Genomic DNA, 15,388 nt, shown 5'->3' with positions numbered 1-15,388 from the left:
TTAACTAATTTGGTTTACTTTTTTCGGTTTAATGGTAAATTGACTTTATTGGTATTAAGTAACCCGCAGGCTCGCTAACTCCGAGCCTGCCACCTACAGCAAATCGAGGAATTAACTATGGCACTCACTGAATTCGGTAAGGCCGTCAGAAAAGCGAGGATAGATACTGATAGTACATTGCTTTCTATGGCTCAAGAGCTAGGTGTTACATCAGCTTTCCTTAGTGGCTTAGAAACGGGAAGCAAGAAAATCCCCAAAAAATGGGTAAAAGAAATCCAGGTATTTTTTAAAGCAAGAGGATGTGCATTGGAGAATCTGCAGGAACTAGCCGATGTATCCAACCAATTTGTTTCATTGGATGGTTTATCACAGAACCAGCAGATGCTAGTTGCGGGTTTTGCAAAGTCCCCTCTGACCCCCGAACAGTTGAAGCGTATTGCTGAGCTGATGAAAAGCATTAATCATTTTGAGGGATAATAATTGGAACCATCAGCTTATGTGTTACGTGGGAACCGTGTTGCACCAATGAGTATGATTGATATAACCAGTCGGGCGATAAACTACACTGCCATTTTCAATCTTAAATCATTGAAAAAAAAGAAGTGTCTGGATAAGGCATTTGAGGGGTTGAGTGAATACGGCATCACGCTGAATGTTGTTGAAGATCATATTTGGTCAAGAGCGACTTACGATTTAACTTCTGGTCATTATGACCCAGTCACCTTGACTATCAGCGTCCCTAACCAGACGTTTGAGCTAGCATGCCGAGGTGACCGTGAAGCTCTTTTTGTGCTTTTTCACGAACTAGGTCATTTGGTATTAGGGCATCGACCACTGTTGCATAAAGCGAACAAGCCACCAGTACAAATTGAAGATGCTGAGTGGCAAGCGGATTTATTTGCTGATGTGGTCTTACAGGAGTTAGGGTTTGATATGCATCAGCTATCGTTTGAATTTTTATGAAAAGCCCTGTCGTGAGAAACAGGGCTTAGGGGTGGAAAGCGTGAGAACTTTCCAGTGTGTATGGAGGCAACCCTCCGCGACACTTAAACTTGACAAAGTTAGTCTAGCGGAACTCCCAACAATGCGCAATCTGTATGGGTTTACAGGTATGCAGGGATACCTAAGCCATGGCAATGGGAACCTGTCGTAAATGTGGAAATGCTTGCGAGATTATTTTCCGCTACAGTGTGTGTGTAGATGGTGTGATTCGTCACGCAAAAAAGGGGAAGCCTTTTCCTATTCCTCTTTGCAGCTGTTCTGAAAAGTAAGCTGTGTAAGGCTGTTTCATTTAAAAAACTCACCCAGTACTGGGTGAGTTTTTTCGTTCTTACATTACTGATGTTATATAGAGAAAGATAAACAGATAACTTGTCCGATGTATAGATGCTTTACATCCGCGTTTCGCGGAAGCGTTAGTGAGAAAAAGTATGGCAAGTTTGCATTCAGCACATGAGCAAGCGGCTTGATATATTTCCCTTTCAACACGGAGGAGATAATGAAAACCAAGATCGGATTGTTTTTAAGCTTTGCACTACTTTACTCGTCAGCATCCAGTGCTGACGGTGGTGATTTTATTTTCCGAGTGAATGATGAAAGTTACCGCTTTCCCGCTGATTGCGTGGAGTCTTTAGAATTTCATGACAAAGAAGAAGGTTATCCAGAGCGTATAGACATGAGACTAACTGACGAGTGCGGAAGAAGAGTCAGTGACCTGACTACCCAAAATATCGGTAAACAGATGACGATTTATTACGAACACAACCAGTTAATGAGCGCTACTATCGCATCCAGATTAAGGTCCAACATAATGCTCCCAACCACTAAAACCCCTAGAGTGGTATTGATGCAAGTCCTGGTCGACTATGGAGTAAATGCTAGGTCGGTTGGGCGCTGATCTAAAACAGTGGGTAATCGAGCATACAAGATTCGAATAAATACAAAAAGAATACACTGAGCCCCATTCATTGGGGCTTTTTGTTGCATATTGAAATATTTTATATAGTATCATTACTGTATGGATATACAGTTAATTAAGGTGATGGATTGGCAATAAAACTACCAGGTTCGGGCTATGCAGTTGTGCGCTGCCGTGACCATGTCGTTGTAGCGACGTTTAAGGATTTTCCAGAATTTGACCGGGCACTAACGTACCGGCAGGGCGATACGATTTCATTTATGCCGCTCCAGCCAGAGGAAATTGTCGGAACGCCGACACTATTCACGCAAATGTTAGAGCGTGCCGGATATCGAGTAAGCCAAGTTTAAAACTTTGTCATATAATTCCCGCTGATGGCCTGAACAACCATCACTGCTGCGCCAACGGAGATAAACCAATGGCGCAAAAAAACGTATCAAATCCCCAGTCACTGACGTTTAACGACGCCAGCGACTTTCTGTATTCAGCGTTTTATCTCTCAGGAGGTAAAGCGTGAGCATTCAAAAAGATGGCATCCGGCTTCATAAATCAAATTTCTTAGCCATAGGTCAGCAGATTCAATCAATGCTGGAATCTGGTGGTTGCTACCGCTTGATTATCAAACCATGGCGCGATAAGCGAACGATCCCTCAAAACTCGCTGATGTGGATGTGGAACAGCGACGTTGCTGAGGCTGCGAACGCCCATTCAAGCGAAAAGATAACCGACGAAGATCTGCATGAATTCTTCAAGAACCTTTTCTGCCCTGCAAAGAGCGTAACCGTACTCGGTGTTACCCAGTGGGTTAAGTCAACCAAGCTGCTTGATACCGAAGAAATGACCTTCTACCTGAACCGTATTGAGGTCTGGTGTGCTGAGCGCGGCATCAAGCTACGCATTCCCGCTAATTCTGAGTATCACGCAAAAGGGCATGATGAGGGCGGTAGGCATGGCTAAATTACCCCGCCGTAAATGCAAAATCTGTGGCGAGAAATTCACCCCGCAATTTGAAAACGTCCGCTGGTGCTGCCCTGAACACGGTGCGCAGTACGCGATACAGCTCCGTGAAAAAGAAAAGCAGCGCCAGCAGCAGAAAAAACAGAAAGCAGATCAGGCTGCATGGCGTGAGCGCAAGGCGGCAGTCAAACCATTATCACACTGGATCAGCATGACACAGCGCGCTGTGAACGACTGGCGGCGGGAATCTTTACTGGCCGCTGGCGACTGCTGCATATCCTGCGGCACGCGCGAAGCGTTCGCCTGGCACGCCGGACACTACAGAACAACCGCCGCCGCATCACACCTCCGGTTTGAGCCTGACAATCTATGGCTCCAGTGCCACACCTGCAACGTCCATAAATCAGGAAACATCGAGGCATACCGCATTTCGCTTGTGGAACGGATCGGGGAGGTTCGCGTGCAGGAACTGGAGGCTAACAACGACAAACATCGATGGACGCGGGAAGAACTCGACAAAATCCGGGCAACCGCACGGGCTAATTTACGTGAACTGAAAAAGCAGGAGGCAGCGTGAAAGCAGCTAAAGATACATCATGGCAAGCATTGGCACGCGCTCCGCGTCGTTCGTATCTGGGTAAATATCGCAGGCTGACGCCAGAGCAAAATCGGTGGGTTCGTTCTCTACTAAATCACTGGGGGCAGTGTACGGCGGCAGTGGCACTGAACACCTGTCAGCTGGTGGCGGCATGTTTTCCCAAGCGGAAACCGGTTGGAGCTGTGAGCAGCAAGAGCGAATGGCGACAGTGCTCGATGGTCTGAGGGACATGGGCTATAAAGGCGATGATTTGCTCATTATGGCTAAAAAAATTCTATGGCCTAAAAAGTCGCTGGGGGACCTGATCGGTGATGCTGGTGACGAAGAAGAAGCTGCGTTCATGGAGCGTGTCATCCTTAATTCATTCAGCAAAGAAAACCCTGTTTATGAAATTGGGCGCGATTATTACACCTGGAACAAAACCATACTGGACATGGCACGCTGGCTTAATCGTAAGCACGCCCCTTTCTTAACGGAAAAACAGTGTATTGATCGGGTTCGCTGGTGCATAGAATTGTTTAACTCCGCTGTCTATTTCACGTTATTTGATGAGTTACGTCGAGAAAATGCAGAAAAGTGTTGAAAACAGGTTTTGAATCTGCATAATTTAGGTACGCTTCGCAAAGCTGTATCCAAGCGACAGAATCACGGAAACCCGCCATCAGTGCGGGTTTTTTATTTCAAAGGAATTGACGTTAATATGCGAAAAATCATTGTGTTAGTGCTAGCGCTTCCATTGACATCATTTGCTGCTATTAATGATATCAGCAAAGCAGCACATGAAATCTGTATGACTGAGTGGAATATCACAGACAAGGTGGGATCAACTGATAGAGATGTGCTAGCAATCATCAATGAAGAGGTATCCAGCTTCAAAGATCGTGGTTTTAGCCTTTCTGATTTCGGTATTGATGAGTCGGAGTATGTTGCCACATCAGCCAGAATTGCCGAATCATTTCGCAAAGATTATCGCCCTCCCAATCGACAATATGACGGCGATACAAGGGACATGTTCAGAGATCTAATGATCCCTGCTTGCGAGAAAAAAGTAAAAGAGAGTTTAACTAACCACTAAACGATAACGTCTCAAGAATCATGGGCTGCGCTAACGCGTGGCCTTTTTTTCGTCACAGTATTCCAGTTAATGGCTTTCGGCTAAAATTCGACGCATTGCAATATGCAGATGGGGAAGAAATGAAAAATCTACCTGATGACTACTTTTTGGATGCGGATGATGATCTTGTATCCTTTCTGGAGAAACAGGGGGAGGACTGTATTCGGGAAATCCATCAGTCCAACGCGCTGAATAAGGAAAATGGGCAAAAGCTGTTGAGCATACTAATAGCAGGCGTTGGCTCATCTTTTTTGTTTTTAACACAGCGCTCCAGTCTGGATTATTTGACCGCAGGAATAGCCGTATTTTTGGTTTATTGGGCGTTGTGTGCCGTGTACCTCGTCCGTTACGTGCTTTCGGTTAGGCTACGCGCTCTCGCTTCGTCAACGCCTTACGCTTTGTACCATGATGATTATAAGGGGTTCAGCGGGACTGATTATGCCAATTTTGAATCGAAGGGATTCACCGCTGGGCGCTCGACGCTAAATATCCTCAGGCGCTATAGGCTTGCAGATTTAACTAGGATGGCCGAGATGAGTAAAAAGGAGAATGCCAGAATAGGCTGTGAGCTTGAAAGAGTAAGGATCGCCACAATCCTTACTCCTGCTTGTGCACTTATAATTTCAGCGCTTACTTACCTTTTTTTCTAAGGTTTTCAGCAGAATCTGCAACGAAGGTATAGCCTGTTCTCAGGTTCCTTTCGGCTGGCTGTGTCGCTGGCTTGGCGGGCGGTGTTGGTGTTGGTTGTGGTTTCTGCTCCCCAGAAGGTTTATTTGATTCGCTCATTTAATTCCTCGTGTTTGATATGGTTACTTTTGGCGATTTAACGATACCAGACCCGACAATAAGCAGCCAGATGTTAACTCTGGCACACCTATAAGGCTCGCGTTCGCGGCCTTTTTTATTTCCTGTAAATCACACACAGCGCCCCGTAAAACGGAGGTGAGGTTATGATCCGTATGGACAAAGTTACCACTGGTATTTCATACGGGGCGTCCGGTGCCAGTTCTGGATATTGGATGCTCCAGTTACTCGATACAGTTTCTCCCACTCAATGGGCGGCAATCGGCGTTCTCGGTAGCCTCGTTTTCGGTCTGCTGACGTTTCTCGTCAATCTGCATTTCAAAATCAAAGAGGATCGTCGTAAAGCGGTGCGGGAGAGCTAATGAGCAAGCGTAAAATTGCAGCAGGGGTTATTTGTTCCGTCAGCGTCATTATTGGGATTGTGCTGGATAACGGGCAACTCAGAACAAATAAAGCTGGGCTGGAGTTAATCGGTAATGCTGAGTCGTGCCGCCGCGACCCCTATGTGTGTCCAACTGGCGTATTGACTGACGGCATCGGTAATACGCACGGCGTTGTGAGTGGAACGCGAAAAACCGACGCGCAGATCGCGGCCGACTGGGAGAAAAACATTCTGGTCGCTGAGCGTTGCATTAATCGTGAATTTCGTGGGCGTGATATGTCAGATAACACGTTTTCGGCGATGGTTTCCGGCGCGTTTCGTCTGGGTTGTACAGGGCTGAAAACCTATTACAGCAGAGCCAGCGGCAAGCGGGTGCAAACGTCAATTCACAAGTGGGCGCAGGCTGGCAACTGGGCAAACATGTGCAGCCATCTGCCAGATTTTGTGAATGGCGGTGGTCAGCGTCTGCCGGGGCTCGTTATCCGGGCGGCGAAGGAAGAATCACTATGTCTATCAGGGCTACAGTAATAACCGTTCTGCTTGCTCTCATTGCTGCGCTGTCATTCGGCGTCTACTACTATCACGACGCATACAGTGATGAGCAGGGCAAAACAAAAAAGCTGGGGCAAGAGGTTGCAGGCCAAACGGCGATAATCAGCCGCCAGGCTTTCGAGTTTCACCGCTTCAACCAGATATCCCAGCAAGCCAGCCAGTACGCCACCAACATCAAGGACAAATCAGATGAGCGACAAATCATTATTCGGACGGTGGTCAAGAAAGACCCCGCTAGCCGCCAGTGCGTGCCTAATACTGATGGCGTTGTTGACCGGTTGCTCGAATACACGAACAGTCTACGTGCCAGCGCAATGTACACCACTACCGGCAAATCTGACGCAGCCAGTGCTAGCGCCATTGCCACCACCTGCCGACTGACTTACGCGCAGGCGGTCTACTGGATTGATCCGCTACTGACTGTGATTGACCAGGCTAATAGCCAACTGGCAGGAATCAGGGAAATCGAAGAATCACGCACCACTGCCGCAGCAATACGTCAGTGAGCAGTGCTTGAAATAACGAGGCAATAAAATGCAAAAAGACAGCAGCACTTCCACTGTTTATAACGCACAGACCTTTGAAGAGGCAGCGAAACCATTAATTAAATGGTTGAACGAAAACGCCAACCCCCATGCTTATGTGATTGTAGATGTCACAACAGCAACCCTGCTTGCAGCAGAAATCGAGTTCCCAACCCAAGAGTTCCTGAAAGACTGATGCCATTACAGGAGTCCTTGCATCAGGGGCTCCGATAATGTCAAACAGGCAGGTGAACAGAGATGGCAAAACCGGACTGGGGAGCACTGCAACACCAGTTCCTCGCCGATCATGCCAAAACCGGCATTTCCCCCAGAGACTGGTGTGAAGCGCAGGGACTGAATTACGCCAGCGCAAAGCGCTATATCAAGGTTACGAATTACGGTGCGAATTCGCAGAAGGTAGCAGTGAAAAAAACTGCGAATTCGCAAAAGGCAAAGGTCAGCAAAAAAACTGCGAAGCCAGAGCCCAAGGCAGCAACATCAGGTCAGCGCAATACCCGGACAACCCCTCATCATACCCATGAGGATTTTGGACTCTCTGACCAGCAGATGTTGTTTGCTCGTCATGTTGTCGATGGAAAGCCACGCGTCGAAGCGTATCGGGTCGCTGGTTATTCAGACGCTGGTCACGGCGCTTACGCCAACGCCAGTCGTTTGATGAGAAATGATAAGGTTTCACGATACATCAGACACCTTCGCAACGAGCGCCAGACACGCTACGCCGCCGAGATTGATGACGTCATTGCCCAACTCAGCGCAATTGTAAACGCAGACCCTAATGACATCGGCCAATACCGCAGAGTGAATTGCCGCTACTGCTGGGGATTTGGCTATCAGTATCAGTGGCGTGACGCTGTCGAGTTTGAAGAGAAGCGTTTGGATGCTGTTGAGCGCAAAAAACCTGAGCCTCAGGACGTCGGCGGGTACGGCTATGACCAGTCAATGGACCCCAATCCCGAATGCCCTCGATGCAATGGCGAGGGGCGAGGCGAGGCGTTCTTTGCCGACACTCGCGACATAGAGGGTGATGCTCGTTATCTGCTGCATGGCGTGAAGCTGGGCAAGTTCGGCATAGAGATTATGACCGCTGATAAGGACGCCGCCAGAAAAGAACTGGCCCGACTTATTCTCCTGCGAGCCACAAATGATCGCCAGTCGCAACTTGATATCGAGCGCCTTGAATTGCAGAACGAGAAGCTGCGTCACGAAATAGAACTAATGAAGGACGGCGACAAGGACAACGCGATCGTCGTGCACAACACGCTGCCTATACCGGGACGATGATATGGCTGATATTTATCTCCCCACGCTGCACGAGGGGCAATTAACGGTATGGTCTGACGCATGGGAGCACCAACTCAATGCTGTTCGCTGTGGTCGTCGCTGGGGCAAAACATTCATGCTGTCCAGCGCCGCGGTTACCTATTCGACTGCGCCATTTAAGCGTCCTGGAATGGATATCGAACTTGGTGGACGCGTTGGAATCTTCACTGCTGAGTATCGACAGTATCAAGAGATCTACGACAAACTGGAGGAGATGCTCCTCCCACTAAAGAAAAGCTTCAGCCGGTCTGAAAAGCGCCTGCTATTGAAAAATGGCGGCAAGATCGATTTCTGGGTGACGAACGATAACAAACTCGCAGGGCGCGGTCGTGAGTACGAAATAGTGCTCATTGACGAGGCGGCATTTACCAAATCACCGGAGATGCTGAAGGAGATATGGCCCAAGTCGATTAAGCCCACCCTGCTTACAACGAAAGGGCGCGCATACGTCTTTTCCACCCCTGATGGCGTAGATGAGGAAAATTTCTTTTACGCCATCTGCAACAACAAATCGCTGGGATTTATTGAGCACCACGCGCCGACGTCGTCAAACCCCTTCGTTCCTCCTGAGGAGTTGGAGAAAGAGCGCCAGAACAATGACCCACGCGTTTTCCAGCAGGAGTTTTTGGCGCAGTTCGTTGACTGGTCAGCCGCATCTCTCTTCGACATCAAAAAATGGTTTGAGGGTGAGGATCAAGATCAACCTGTCGATTACCCCGATTCCTGCCAGTGTGTGTTTGCGGTGTTGGATACTGCCGTGAAAGGCGGTACCGAGCATGACGGCACGGCGGTTGTCTATTACAGCCTCGACCTGAGGCCGGGTCGTGAACGTCTCACAATTCTTGACTGGGATGTTGTGCAGATCGATGGGGCGCTATTGGAAACGTGGATGCCGTCGGTGTTTCATCGTCTCAATGAGTTATCCGGCGCATGCGTGGCCATCAACGGCAGTCTGGGTGTTTTCATTGAAGACGCCAGCATGGGTAGCATTCTGTTGCAGAAAGGCGAGAGCCTAGGATGGCCGGTCAACAAAATTGAATCCGCGCTGACCAGTAAGGGGAAAGACGAACGCGCAATTATGGCCTCTGGATACCACTATCGCGGACTAGCCAAGATTTCCCGCCATGCCTACGAAAAGACAGCGGTATTTAAAGGCGAGACAGCAAACCACCTGTATAAGCAAGTCTCTCGGTTCCATTTGGGCGACAAAAAAGCTCATGTGCGAGCTGATGACCTGCTCGACGACTACACCTACGGATTAATCATTGCCTTCGGCAGTGGTGACGCACTCTGACGAGAAAAACCAATGAACGATGATGAAATTGAACTTGGCAGTAGCGCACCCGAGCTTATATCCCTACTGGATAGTGATGATATTCAACCAGGCGCATCGATTGGCTATCAGACATGCAAAACAATTTATCTTTTCCACCCACTTGGCGGAAAGATGGTCGATCGCCCGATTAAGATGGCAATGAACGAGCCCCGAACCGTCCATGTTTCAGGTACGTTTGGCCTTGAGAAGCGCCTGAGTGATGCGTTTGAGCGTGAGTGGAAATCTCTCGGAGCTGACCGCCACATTGCCAACGCTGCCCGTCTGGCTCGCATTTACGGGACGTCGGCTATTGCCATGCTGGTGGACAATCAGGAGCCAGCTACGGCACTCGACTACCGCACGCTGTACAAGCACAACATCAGTTTCAATATTCTTGACCCGCTGAACACTGCAGGCAGCATTGTGTTGAATCAGGATCCGAACGCGGTCGACTTTCAGAAAGTTGACGGCATCCGAGTTGCAGGAAAGCCATACCACAAATCACGCTGTGTGGTAGTGCAGAACGAAGACCCGATTTACCTGGCCTATAACCCTGCCGCGTTCGGCTTTACGGGTCGCAGTGTTTACCAGCGCGCTCTGTTCCCCTTGAAATCCTTCATTCAGACCATGCGCACCGATGACATGGTGGCAGTGAAGGGCGGGTTGTTGGTGACGAAAATTAAGGGGCCAAGCTCCATCGTCAACAACATGATGCAGAAGCTCAGTGGCATCAAGCGCATGATGCTGAAGCGCGGGAAAACCGGAGAAGTTCTCCAGATCGGGGATAATGACGTTATTGAGTCCATCGACCTGAACAATTTAGAAAAGCCCCTGGACTCTTCGCGCAATCACATTCTGTCCAACATTGCCGCCGCTGCCGACATGCCCGCCATTCTGCTGAACAGCGAAACGTTCACGAAGGGATTTGGCGAGGGTACTGAGGATGCTAAAGCGGTGGCCGTGTACGTTGATGACCTGCGTGAGTGGCTGGCGACGCTGTATGATTTCTTTATCAGAATTTGTCAGTACCGCGCGTGGAGTATTGAATTCTTTGAGTCGCTTCGTGCCGGCATCCCTGAATTGAAAAATACCTACAGCATCTATTTCTCAAAGTGGATTAATAACTTTGAGTATCGCTGGGCGTCTTCCCTGAAGGAGCCAGAAAGCGAGCGGGTGAAGGTCGACGAGACGCGGTTTAAGTCGATAGTAAGCATGCTGGAAGTGGTTCTCCCGCAACTGGTGGCGGATCCCAATAACAGGGCGACGCTAATCGAATGGGCGTGTGAAAACGCCAACGCCAACGAGAACCTATTCCCTCAGAGGCTTAATCTCGATTACGACTCTCTGAAGGACAATCCTCCACCCGAGCCGCCAAAAGCTGAAGCGCCGGGCGACGGGATGATGCTATGAACACCTTCACTCGTACGGTAAGGGATGCGGTACGGTTCTTCCTGCGACACGGATTCTCGTCTCGCGAGGAATTGGAGCGGTGGCAGTCAGTCATACGCCAGGCGGCTGAGAGTGAAACGTCAGGTGATTATGCAAGCATGGTTTCGAGAAACCTTACGCATGCGTATGACCTTCAAATAAACCGAGCGGGCGCGCTAAAGCGCCACCCAGGAATATCGCGTTTCACTATCAACTACCTAGAGCCAAAACTACGAACGGAGTTGGATCGGCGAATCATGGCCAGCGTGGACCTGATATCACTGAATCGCAAAAAGGCCATCGACACCACGTTATCGCGATTTAGCGGTTGGGCCAGCAGCATCCCATCTGCCGATAGCATTGCGTTGACGGGTATTCAAGGAACTATGCTGGAGACAGCAACGCACATTCAGAAGTCCGCGGAACAGGTGGACTATGAGGCGCGCCGGGTGATGATCGACCAAAACCACAAGCTCATCGCTAACATCGATAACGTGATCGCAACCAGCAACAACGCAATCGCTGCTGAGTGGCATAGCCACTGGCGGCAGCCCAATTACAACTACCGAGAAGACCATAAGGAACGGGATAAGTTGATTTATCTCATTCGCGGGAACTGGGCGCAAAAGAATGGCTACGTTAAACCGGGACCAGCCGGTTATCTCGATGCCATTACCCAGCCAGGCGAAGAGGTGTTCTGTCGCTGTTACGTCACCTACATCTACAACCTCCGCAGCATCCCGGAAGACATGCTCACCCAGAAGGGGCGCAAGTTCATGGAGTCAATGAAGGCAAAATAGGAGCATTGAAACGTGGCTATTTTTGGCAGCGGGATAATGTTTCGTCATGGAAAATTCGTTTTTCTTATCCAGCGATCTGACGACGGCACCTGGTGCCAGCCAGGCGGAACGGTAGAACCTGGCGAGTTGCCTGTCAACGCAGCGCGCCGTGAGGTGCTGGAAGAAACCGGCTATCAGTACGATGGGCCGATGACTCCGCATAGCGTTTACGGTGATTACCTGACGTTCCGCGCTGAAGTGTCGGATAAGTTTGAAGCGAAGATTAACGATGAGTCGCTGGCCGCAGGATGGTTTCATATTGACGATCTGCCCAAGCCTCTCCATCAGCCTTTTGCTGAGATGCTGGCGCAGCAGTCGCTCAATGAAACTGAGGTTGGCGCGCTTATCGCTGACGGGACGTTAAGCAGTCCCCAATACTTTATCAACATGTGGCTGTACGCCATTCGCGTAACCGGAACTGGTGTTACCTGGCGCTCCGCAGATCAAGAGATGGCATTCCGTAATCCGGATGACTATCTCACCCCAGGATTTCTCCAGCGCGTGGCCGGTGTCCCGCTTATCTGGCTGCACCCGGAGAAAAACAAGCTCGACAGCGAAGAATTCGCCAAGCGAGTCATTGGCACCCTGACTAATGCGTGGGTTGCCGATAATGGCGAGGTGTGGGCTATCGCTCGAGTCTATGACGCAGAGGCCGCCGAAATAATGGCGACTACGCGGTTAAGTACCTCACCAACCGTAAGATTTTCTGAAGTAGCCAAATCAATCATTGTCGACGGTCAGCCTCTTTTAATTGAGCCATCCCCGGAGCTGCTCGACCACGTTGCAATTTGTGAACAGGGCGTCTGGGATAAGCTCCTGGACCCCACCGGTGTTAAATCTGATTCCATTCAAAGTGAGGCTGAAAAGATGGACGAGGAAAAGTTTGTAGAGCTATTCAATAAGTGCATGGATGCGCGCATGGCGAAAGCTGATGCAGAGGCGGACGCGAAAGCCAAAGCTGATGCAGAAGAGGCTGATAAAAAGGCCAAAGCGGACGCTGAAGGGAAAGAGGCTGAGGATGCAAAAGCCAAGGCTGATGCCGATGAAAAGGCCGCAAAAGAAAAAGCTGATACTGAGGCTAAAGCCAAGGCTGACGAAAGTGAGCTGAAAAAGCTGGAGAACGAAGCGAAAGGTGAAGATGACAAACTGGAGCGCGAGCGCAAAGAGCGTGAACGCGATAAGGCGGACTCAGAGCTTCGTCGTGAAATCGCCGATCTGAAATCACGCATACCAACCGAGCTGACTGATGAAGAACGCAACGAAGTTGCTGACGCGCAGGTGAAGGCCGACAGCGTGTTCTCCAGCTTCGGTAAACGTGCGCCGATGCCACTCTCTGGTGAAAAGCCAATGGCCTATCGCCGCCGAATGATGATCCAGCTTCAGGAGCATTCGCCGGACTTTAAAGCCGTCGACCTGTCATCCATCGCTGACTCCGCGTTGCTGGGATTTGCTGAGAAGCAAATTTACGCCGATGCGCAGTCAGCGGCCAGTCTGTCTGTTGGCCCTGGTATGCTGCGTGAAATTAAACGCTCCGATGCCACTGGTCGCCAGATCAGCACCTTCGAAGGCGATCCTGAAGCTACCTGGGCACCATTCAAATCAGGCAAGCGTCAAGTAATCGGCTTTAACAAACAGGCTTAACGGGAGCGCTAAAGCATGGCAAGTTTATCTCTTAATCCGATGGCAACCACCAATGCGGCTGGTTCATTCGGCGTTCAATCTGACGGCCTGATTCAGGGCGTGGCGCTGGATGACCCAGCAAACCGTTTTAATCTGGCGTCTGGTACCGTGGCGACCTCTGAAACCGCTCCTATGTGGGGCGGTTTGCCGGTGGCTGAGTTGCTGCCTGGTACCGCATCCAGTCCGCGTGGTTCTAACATCCGTCGTGCGACATCTGTTGCTGAACTGGAAGGATTCACCGTCTTTAATCAGGCACACAACGGCCTGACTACACCACAATCCCCTGTTCCGCAGTATGCATCTGGCATGAGCGTTTCATACTACCGTCTCGGTTCAAACATGCGCGTACCTCTGAAGGCATCTGCCGATGTAGTGGCGCTGGGTACCGCTGGCGCATCAGTTAAAACGCCACTGGCGTGGGACTTTGTTAACAATCAGTTGGTGACTGCAGCCGCAGCGGCATACTCAGGCGGTGGCGTCACTACCATTGAGATGACCGTGGACAATGGCGTTGTGACTGCGGGATTCGCGTCGGCACACGGGATAACTGCTGGTAAATACATTACCATCAGCGGCGCTGCTCCTGCGGCTTACAACGGTACCTACTACGTTAAGTCAGCCCCGACAGCGCTGACGCTGACCTTTGTTCCTGCAGTCGCACCTACTGCCGACGCAACAACTCAGGGATCCGTTTCTGCTCCGAATGCTGCTGCTATTGCTGCATTCACCCTGCCACTGAAGCTGATCTCCATTCAGGCTGGTAATTCCAAAACTGTCTCTTACGACAGCGCTACCGGATTCCTGACCTGGAACAACATCGACAGCTGCGCGCTGGTCTTACTTTAATCGGGAGCTGAATTAAATGGCTGCAATTACCCCCAGCTACACAATCGTCAATCCGTCGTACATCGCGCCGGAGTTGATTCTCAGCCAACAGCAGGCGTCCGGTGCATTCGAGACCATCGCCAGCGGAAATCCTCAGGTTCGCCTGGGTGTTGGCGATCAGTACGTTTACATGCGCCGACTGGATATCCGTACGCAGGTAACATCCAGCCAGTCAGGCAACGGTAACCAGTTGCCAAGCGTGGCGATGGAAGCGCGCATGATTTCCACGCCAACCTATCTGTTCCGCTGTCGTGGTATTTACGACCACCACGACATGGCGGCGGCTGGCAACTGGAACGTCGCACTGCCAGAGGCGCAGCGTCTCGGCATGCGTCAGGGCATCTTCCAACAATTGCGCAACTCCCTGCTTTACGGCATGAATCCGGCTGGTGGCGAGGGTCTGATGAACACAGCTGGCGCAACCACTGAAACCTTGCCGCCTGACTCCGACGGTAACACCACTGTTCTGACCTATGACCACGGACAGATGGCGGTTTACATCCTCGGGCACATTCTGGGCGCAATGACCCGCACTATGCAGCTCGGTAAGCAGCAGCGCGTTGTAATTTGCGGACCTCAGCGCATTCTCGGTGCGTTTGAGATTCAGCAGATCGTTCAACTGACATCGTATCAGCGCCCTGGCGGCGGTACGTCAGCCGTTGGCGGTACAGTAGAAAACGTCTCCAAGGATGCTGGCGTGCAGGTGGACTGGGTATATGACGACACGCTAATCGGGAAGGGGGCCGGTGGTACTGATGCTGTGGTGCTCACTATCCCGGAAGTCGAAACGCCGATGGTAAACCCGACAATTAACACGAACGAATTTGCGAAGCTGGCTCCTAACCTGGCAGCGAACGCATTGATGTTCTGCGACATGGCGGCGCCGCGTGAAATTCCGACCCCAATCCCTGGTGGTGCGGTTGACGTTCTCTCTGAGATGCGTTCGACATCTGGCTGGGCGGTGCGTCCGGAAGCTATCACCATCCTGTCGATGGCCTATAGCGCTTAATAAACTTGAAACACCAGGAGCCTCTGCCGTGAAAGCGTCAGG

The 15,388-nt window shown here is 50.5% G+C and carries 20 protein-coding genes; all 20 read left to right on the top strand.

From position 1 onward, the window contains the following. Positions 1-117: 117 nt before the first annotated feature. The 20 genes from EO763_RS12220 to EO763_RS12125 all read left to right on the top strand — a co-directional run bounded on the left by EO763_RS12220 (position 118) and on the right by EO763_RS12125 (position 15,346). Complete coding sequence (locus EO763_RS12220) at positions 118-477, top strand: helix-turn-helix domain-containing protein (protein ID WP_161529113.1); 360 nt, start codon at positions 118-120, stop codon at positions 475-477. A gap of 3 nt (positions 478-480) precedes the next feature. Next, entirely contained in the window at positions 481-963 is a 483-nt protein-coding gene (locus tag EO763_RS12215; RefSeq protein WP_244321987.1) for an ImmA/IrrE family metallo-endopeptidase, read from the top strand. Positions 964-1,498: 535 nt separating this feature from the next. Continuing rightward, positions 1,499-1,897 carry a hypothetical protein gene (locus EO763_RS12210; RefSeq protein ID WP_044209424.1) on the top strand — a complete coding sequence of 133 codons (399 nt, stop codon included), beginning with the start codon at positions 1,499-1,501 and terminating at the stop codon, positions 1,895-1,897. Positions 1,898-2,046: 149 nt separating this feature from the next. Continuing rightward, positions 2,047-2,268 (top strand): hypothetical protein, encoded by a 222-nt coding sequence (locus tag EO763_RS23395; RefSeq protein WP_072014164.1) that lies wholly within the window; start codon positions 2,047-2,049, stop codon positions 2,266-2,268. Between the two features lie 163 nt (positions 2,269-2,431). Then, positions 2,432-2,875, top strand: a complete 444-nt coding sequence (locus EO763_RS12205; protein WP_161529112.1) for a NinB/YbcN family protein — start codon at positions 2,432-2,434, stop codon at positions 2,873-2,875. Then, positions 2,868-3,452 carry a recombination protein NinG gene (locus EO763_RS12200; RefSeq protein WP_161529111.1) on the top strand — a complete coding sequence of 195 codons (585 nt, stop codon included), beginning with the start codon at positions 2,868-2,870 and terminating at the stop codon, positions 3,450-3,452. Before EO763_RS12205 ends, EO763_RS12200 begins: the two co-directional genes overlap by 8 nt. A 94-nt stretch (positions 3,453-3,546) precedes the next feature. Beyond that, entirely contained in the window at positions 3,547-4,056 is a 510-nt protein-coding gene (locus EO763_RS12195) for a hypothetical protein (RefSeq protein WP_244321986.1), read from the top strand. A gap of 117 nt (positions 4,057-4,173) precedes the next feature. Next, complete coding sequence (locus EO763_RS12190; protein ID WP_137742613.1) at positions 4,174-4,548, top strand: hypothetical protein; 375 nt, start codon at positions 4,174-4,176, stop codon at positions 4,546-4,548. A gap of 119 nt (positions 4,549-4,667) precedes the next feature. Further along, positions 4,668-5,237 (top strand): hypothetical protein, encoded by a 570-nt coding sequence (locus tag EO763_RS12185; protein ID WP_161529110.1) that lies wholly within the window; start codon positions 4,668-4,670, stop codon positions 5,235-5,237. A gap of 300 nt (positions 5,238-5,537) precedes the next feature. Next, positions 5,538-5,753, top strand: coding sequence for a class II holin family protein (locus EO763_RS12175; RefSeq protein ID WP_161529108.1), 216 nt, complete (start codon positions 5,538-5,540; stop codon positions 5,751-5,753). Then, positions 5,753-6,301 (top strand): lysozyme, encoded by a 549-nt coding sequence (locus tag EO763_RS12170; protein ID WP_161529107.1) that lies wholly within the window; start codon positions 5,753-5,755, stop codon positions 6,299-6,301. Before EO763_RS12175 ends, EO763_RS12170 begins: the two co-directional genes overlap by 1 nt. Further along, a complete protein-coding gene (locus tag EO763_RS12165; RefSeq protein ID WP_161529106.1) occupies positions 6,280-6,831 on the top strand; it encodes a hypothetical protein in 552 nt (183 codons plus the stop codon). The genes EO763_RS12170 and EO763_RS12165 overlap by 22 nt, the downstream gene beginning before the upstream one ends. Positions 6,832-6,859: 28 nt before the next feature. Continuing rightward, positions 6,860-7,045 (top strand): hypothetical protein, encoded by a 186-nt coding sequence (locus EO763_RS12160; protein ID WP_161529105.1) that lies wholly within the window; start codon positions 6,860-6,862, stop codon positions 7,043-7,045. Positions 7,046-7,107: 62 nt separating this feature from the next. Further along, positions 7,108-8,151, top strand: a complete 1,044-nt coding sequence (locus EO763_RS12155) for a terminase small subunit (protein WP_161529104.1) — start codon at positions 7,108-7,110, stop codon at positions 8,149-8,151. Position 8,152: 1 nt separating this feature from the next. Then, positions 8,153-9,484, top strand: coding sequence for a terminase large subunit domain-containing protein (locus tag EO763_RS12150; RefSeq protein WP_161529103.1), 1,332 nt, complete (start codon positions 8,153-8,155; stop codon positions 9,482-9,484). A gap of 12 nt (positions 9,485-9,496) precedes the next feature. Further along, on the top strand, positions 9,497-10,915 hold the full coding sequence (locus tag EO763_RS12145) for an anti-CBASS protein Acb1 family protein (RefSeq protein WP_161529102.1): 1,419 nt from the start codon (positions 9,497-9,499) through the stop codon (positions 10,913-10,915). Then, complete coding sequence (locus EO763_RS12140) at positions 10,912-11,733, top strand: hypothetical protein (RefSeq protein ID WP_161529101.1); 822 nt, start codon at positions 10,912-10,914, stop codon at positions 11,731-11,733. Before EO763_RS12145 ends, EO763_RS12140 begins: the two co-directional genes overlap by 4 nt. 12 nt (positions 11,734-11,745) lie before the next feature. After that, on the top strand, positions 11,746-13,413 hold the full coding sequence (locus EO763_RS12135) for an NUDIX domain-containing protein (RefSeq protein ID WP_161529100.1): 1,668 nt from the start codon (positions 11,746-11,748) through the stop codon (positions 13,411-13,413). A 15-nt stretch (positions 13,414-13,428) separates the two neighbouring features. Next, positions 13,429-14,298 (top strand): hypothetical protein, encoded by an 870-nt coding sequence (locus EO763_RS12130; RefSeq protein WP_161529099.1) that lies wholly within the window; start codon positions 13,429-13,431, stop codon positions 14,296-14,298. Positions 14,299-14,314: 16 nt separating this feature from the next. Beyond that, positions 14,315-15,346, top strand: coding sequence for a DUF2184 domain-containing protein (locus tag EO763_RS12125; protein WP_161529098.1), 1,032 nt, complete (start codon positions 14,315-14,317; stop codon positions 15,344-15,346). Positions 15,347-15,388: the final 42 nt, after the last annotated feature.

The organism is Pectobacterium odoriferum (assembly GCF_009931295.1).
GTDB classification, from domain to species: Bacteria; Pseudomonadota; Gammaproteobacteria; order Enterobacterales; family Enterobacteriaceae; genus Pectobacterium; species Pectobacterium odoriferum.
This window is presented reverse-complemented; position numbering and strand designations above follow the sequence as displayed.

Excerpts from the sequence above, each read along its gene's own strand:
- EO763_RS12155 (WP_161529104.1), top strand. The coding sequence starts at position 7,108 with ATGGCAAAACCGGACTGGGGAGCACTGCAACACCAGTTCCTCGCCGAT.
- EO763_RS12165 (WP_161529106.1), top strand. The coding sequence starts at position 6,280 with ATGTCTATCAGGGCTACAGTAATAACCGTTCTGCTTGCTCTCATTGCT.
- EO763_RS12190 (WP_137742613.1), top strand. The coding sequence starts at position 4,174 with ATGCGAAAAATCATTGTGTTAGTGCTAGCGCTTCCATTGACATCATTT.
- EO763_RS12125 (WP_161529098.1), top strand. The coding sequence starts at position 14,315 with ATGGCTGCAATTACCCCCAGCTACACAATCGTCAATCCGTCGTACATC.
- EO763_RS12220 (WP_161529113.1), top strand. The coding sequence starts at position 118 with ATGGCACTCACTGAATTCGGTAAGGCCGTCAGAAAAGCGAGGATAGAT.
- EO763_RS12160 (WP_161529105.1), top strand. The coding sequence starts at position 6,860 with ATGCAAAAAGACAGCAGCACTTCCACTGTTTATAACGCACAGACCTTT.
- EO763_RS12145 (WP_161529102.1), top strand. The coding sequence starts at position 9,497 with ATGAACGATGATGAAATTGAACTTGGCAGTAGCGCACCCGAGCTTATA.
- EO763_RS12185 (WP_161529110.1), top strand. The coding sequence starts at position 4,668 with ATGAAAAATCTACCTGATGACTACTTTTTGGATGCGGATGATGATCTT.
- EO763_RS12140 (WP_161529101.1), top strand. The coding sequence starts at position 10,912 with ATGAACACCTTCACTCGTACGGTAAGGGATGCGGTACGGTTCTTCCTG.
- EO763_RS12175 (WP_161529108.1), top strand. The coding sequence starts at position 5,538 with ATGATCCGTATGGACAAAGTTACCACTGGTATTTCATACGGGGCGTCC.
- EO763_RS12130 (WP_161529099.1), top strand. The coding sequence starts at position 13,429 with ATGGCAAGTTTATCTCTTAATCCGATGGCAACCACCAATGCGGCTGGT.
- EO763_RS12210 (WP_044209424.1), top strand. The coding sequence starts at position 1,499 with ATGAAAACCAAGATCGGATTGTTTTTAAGCTTTGCACTACTTTACTCG.
- EO763_RS12200 (WP_161529111.1), top strand. The coding sequence starts at position 2,868 with ATGGCTAAATTACCCCGCCGTAAATGCAAAATCTGTGGCGAGAAATTC.
- EO763_RS12170 (WP_161529107.1), top strand. The coding sequence starts at position 5,753 with ATGAGCAAGCGTAAAATTGCAGCAGGGGTTATTTGTTCCGTCAGCGTC.
- EO763_RS12150 (WP_161529103.1), top strand. The coding sequence starts at position 8,153 with ATGGCTGATATTTATCTCCCCACGCTGCACGAGGGGCAATTAACGGTA.